The sequence below is a fragment of the candidate division KSB1 bacterium genome, from assembly GCA_022562085.1.
GTDB lineage: Bacteria > Zhuqueibacterota > Zhuqueibacteria > Oceanimicrobiales > Oceanimicrobiaceae > Oceanimicrobium.
This window is the reverse complement of sequence record JADFPY010000397.1, coordinates 1-3,910: the sequence shown is the minus strand read 5'-3', so window position 1 is coordinate 3,910 and position 3,910 is coordinate 1. Positions and strand designations below refer to the sequence as shown.

At 45.9% G+C, this 3,910-nt stretch carries 4 protein-coding genes and 1 tRNA gene; 3 read left to right on the top strand and 2 right to left on the bottom strand.

What is annotated here, in order from left to right:
* Nucleotides 1-152 precede the first annotated feature (152 nt).
* Nucleotides 153-216, top strand: a tRNA-Arg gene (locus IH879_21110).
* Nucleotides 217-241: 25 nt separating this feature from the next.
* Here the strand turns inward: IH879_21110 and IH879_21105 are convergent.
* Nucleotides 242-511, bottom strand: a complete 270-nt coding sequence (locus tag IH879_21105; GenBank protein MCH7677427.1) for a hypothetical protein — start codon at nt 509-511, stop codon at nt 242-244.
* An 836-nt stretch (nt 512-1,347) separates the two neighbouring features.
* Here IH879_21105 and IH879_21100 point away from each other — a divergent pair.
* Nucleotides 1,348-2,679 carry a PQQ-like beta-propeller repeat protein gene (locus tag IH879_21100; protein MCH7677426.1) on the top strand — a complete coding sequence of 444 codons (1,332 nt, stop codon included), beginning with the start codon at nt 1,348-1,350 and terminating at the stop codon, nt 2,677-2,679.
* A gap of 459 nt (nt 2,680-3,138) precedes the next feature.
* On the opposite strand, the gene IH879_21095 is transcribed toward IH879_21100, so the two are convergent.
* The gene (locus tag IH879_21095; GenBank protein MCH7677425.1) at nt 3,139-3,435 is read right to left on the bottom strand and encodes a SpoIIE family protein phosphatase; all 297 of its coding nucleotides are present in this window, start codon (nt 3,433-3,435) and stop codon (nt 3,139-3,141) included.
* A 109-nt stretch (nt 3,436-3,544) separates the two neighbouring features.
* Here IH879_21095 and IH879_21090 point away from each other — a divergent pair, with 109 nt between their 5' ends.
* Nucleotides 3,545-3,763, top strand: coding sequence for a hypothetical protein (locus tag IH879_21090; protein ID MCH7677424.1), 219 nt, complete (start codon nt 3,545-3,547; stop codon nt 3,761-3,763).
* Nucleotides 3,764-3,910: the final 147 nt, after the last annotated feature.

Below are 3,910 nucleotides of genomic sequence, written 5' to 3'. Positions count from 1 at the left end.
CCCACGAGCTCTTTGCGTCAGGTGATCGCAAAGGCTTCCGCTTCTTTTTCTAATGTCTTCCCGATGATTTGTGCACTTTTCGTCGACACTTTCGCACCCAAATCGCACCCGAGAAAAATAAAAACGGCTTTAAGTACTATAAAAACAATGACTCGCAAAGAGGACGTCGTTGGCCTCCGGAGCCAAAGGTTGGGGGTTCGAGTCCCTCCTGGTGAGCCGTTGGATATAAATTGTTCTTTTTTTAGTTAGTCAGGGCATTTTTTGCCGCCCATTCTTTGATTTCTCTATCCCTTTTTGTTGCTCTATATGAATACTCCTGCCCCATATATGAAAAAAAAGTCCTGACGAGAGCATCTTTATTGACTGCTTTAATCTCAGCTATATCTGATTTATTGAAATTGCAAACTTCGAATTCGTATTCATCCTCAATCCATCTCATTACTGAATCTCTAAGCCACTTTTTGCCCTCATCTAAAAGCCCGACCATAAGTCCGGCTTCGTTACTTGGCAATAGTATTGCTTTATCTGATTTTACCTAGTCTTTTATTTTAGTCCTGCACCATTTGACAAAGTCGTGCTCAAGTATGTTCATAACATTATCTGGCTTAACAGGCTTCAGCACATCGTCATTTTGTAGAAAATTAAAATACGTTCTTTTTTCAGATTTAGTTTTAAGCGTTTCTGAAAATTGAAGACATTTATCTCTATCAAAATCAAAGGTGGGATATTTCATTTTACCCAAAGTGCCCTTTGCTCGTAATCATGATTAAGCAAGTTAAAGCTGCTGAAACTTGCTCTTCTTGAGGAAAATAGCAAAATACATGTTTGCGAGTTAACCCGGAAAAAGCTCCACTCAAAGATGAGCAACTAAATATCGCTTTTGGCCGTAACAACGATTATTACTTCCCACGATTACAACACACGTAATGGCAGCCAGACCTAATATTAAAGAAAGCGCAAAGCTGACGCGTTTGCCGTAATTTCATAGTCTCGAACTCCTGTCGACAACATACGTCACACATGCCTTTCCGCGGCATTTTCATGAAACTTATGTCATTCAAGACAATCATGAATATAACGTATAAATAAAATATTTCAAAAAAATCGAGGAAAAGCAATTTTCTTTCGTCTAAATTATATTATGGACAAGATAGCACTGAATCGGTAAGTATGCCAAAGACGCTTCCTAGATTCGAAGATTTTGAAGGCGAAAAAGAATTGATTGAGGACCTGGTGTTTTATGGTGCTTTCTCCGTTGGCAGTTTGTTGTTTTTTTCGTTGCAGAAGTTCAGCGATCCCTTTATATTTGTAACTTAATTCAGACGTTTTACTAGCGAAACCTTAATCATGCTGCGTTATCTTTTCACAATCCTTGCTGCTGTATCTGTGGCGGTTTCAGCGATGTTGGCTTATGATGGCAGCCAGGCCGAGTCCGAATACAACTGGCCGCAGTGGCGTGGTCCACTGGGCGTCGGCGTAGCGCCGGGAGCCAACCCGCCGGTAGAATGGAGTGAGAGCAAAAACGTTCGCTGGAAGATTGCGTTGCCAGGCAAGGGACATTCGACGCCCATCATCTGGGGCGACCATGTTTTTATCACAGCAGCCGTTCCTTACGGTGACGAGGTTGAACCAAGGTACGACAACGCGCCTGGCGCGCATCACAGCGTTCCAGTGACCCAGCCCCACAATTTTGTCGTTCTCGCAGTCAGGCGCAGCGACGGAGAGAAAATCTGGCAACGGACTGTGCACACGGAACTTCCGCACGAGGGAGGTCACACTACCGGAAGCTTGGCCTCCAACTCCCCAGTCACCGATGGTGAGCATCTGTTTGCATTCTTTGGCTCACGGGGGCTCTATTGCCTTAATCTGGACGGCGAGCTTCAATGGAAGATAGACTTGGGTGAAATGCAGACGAAGCACGCACACGGCGAGGGCAGCTCTCCGGCGCTTTTTGGCGAGACATTAATAATCAATTGGGACCACGAAGGCCAATCCCTTGTGCTTGCTTTCGACAAACGAACCGGAGCACAGCTTTGGAAGGTCGCGCGCCAAGAGGTCACGTCGTGGAGTACGCCGATTGTGGTTGTGCACGACGGTAAGCCACAAGTCATTATCAACGGTACAAATCGCGTGCGTGGCTACGACCTGGCCACTGGAAAGGTCATCTGGGAGTGCGGCGGGCTGTCAGCAAATATCGTCGCCTCGCCGGTAGCAGCGGACGGAATGGTGTTCGTCGGCAGCAGCTACGACAAACGAGCCATGCTGGCCATACGGCTCGACGGTGCGAGGGGTGACATCACTGGAACCGACAGGGTTGTCTGGACCCGCGAACGGGGCACCCCGTATGTGCCATCACCCCTGCTGTACGGAGATTCTCTGTATTTTCTACGCCACTACCAGGGGATTCTTTCCCGCGTTAACGCAAAGACAGGAGATGACCCCCTCGGCCCATTTCGTCTGGAAGGCATCCGGAACGTCTACGCCTCTCCGGTCGGCGCGGCCGAACGTGTTTACATCACCGACCTGGAGGGAACAACTCTCGTGATCAGTCATGATGACATACCCAAGTTTCTCGCACTGAACCGACTCGACGACAGCTTCAGCGCGTCGGCAGCCATCGTCGGCCGCGAGTTATTCCTTCGCGGAGAGGAAAACCTTTACTGCATTGCAGAAGAATAGAGGGAGCACAGGAGCCTTGGGCTTAAGAGGCCCATGGTATTCTGAAAAATAGCACATAAGTCATTGTTTTTTGGTACAGCCCTCAAAATGGTTACGTCAAAGTTACGTTATTTTTCTAAAAGCTGAATTTTATCGATGCAAATCAAGAATAAGTACATTCCCTGCCAACCGATAGTGGTCATCCGCAAAATAGAGGAATATTTCGAATCGTTGGGCTCATAACCCAAAGGACTGGGGTTAGTTTTTTGAATAAAACCGGGAAAAAATTGCTTGCCTATGATGTTAAGATTGCTTAACTATTTGTCACATCGGAGGGATCCGGGTAGACAACATCATTAACGCCCAAACTTGACTTCATAGGCAATCACCTGCCAATATTCTTTTCGAATCGAAATCGCATCCGCCCTCCAGTACTTCGATGCCTGTCATATTCTTTCGGTTTCTTTTAAATATCTCGAATCAATTTGATCCAAAAGCTTCATTGAGGTGACATAATAAGCCTTGTCGGGATAACTCAAAAAAAAAGATCTCAGGAGCACTAAGTAAGTTCAATTGCAGACTGCTAAGGGTTGCTTCAAAACGTTCAAAATCGAACTCTTCATGGACTGAGTTCATGGCTTCTGGGAGACCGTCCGTATAAAAAATAACCACATCATCTGCACGAAGTTGGAAAGTCGTTTCAGTATATTCTACCTCTGCCTGAACCTTGCCTGTGCCAAACGACTGAAAGCCATGATTCCATTGTTCCTGCCACATTACAAAAAATATATCTTGTCAAAAGAGATTAAAAAAAACTCTTGAAAATATCTCCTGCACCCTAGACCGATTGATGGCGCTATCTCGAGCCAAGTTCGCTAAAAAAGGCTTGGCCACAACAAAACCGGGCTTTATCATCAAAAAACAAATCCCAATCAAAACAAACCAGTGGAATGAAACCATCCCTGGATTCATAGAAGCCGACACCGTTGCCCACTGCGGCAGCACGGTCGCCGGCATGTTCGTTTACAGCCTAAATTGTGTCGATATCGCCTCTGGATGGACCGAACAGAGAGTAATACGCTCGAATCTGCCCATATTAAATTAGGTTGTAATCCAAATGTGTTTGCACTCATAGTTCCTCCCTGTTCGATTAAGCTAAATTAATGCAGTTTGTAAAACCATTTGCGACAGCATATTTTGTTAAAGATCGAGCCAGCATTTTCCGGCCGCGATTCAGCCGGGACATCACGGT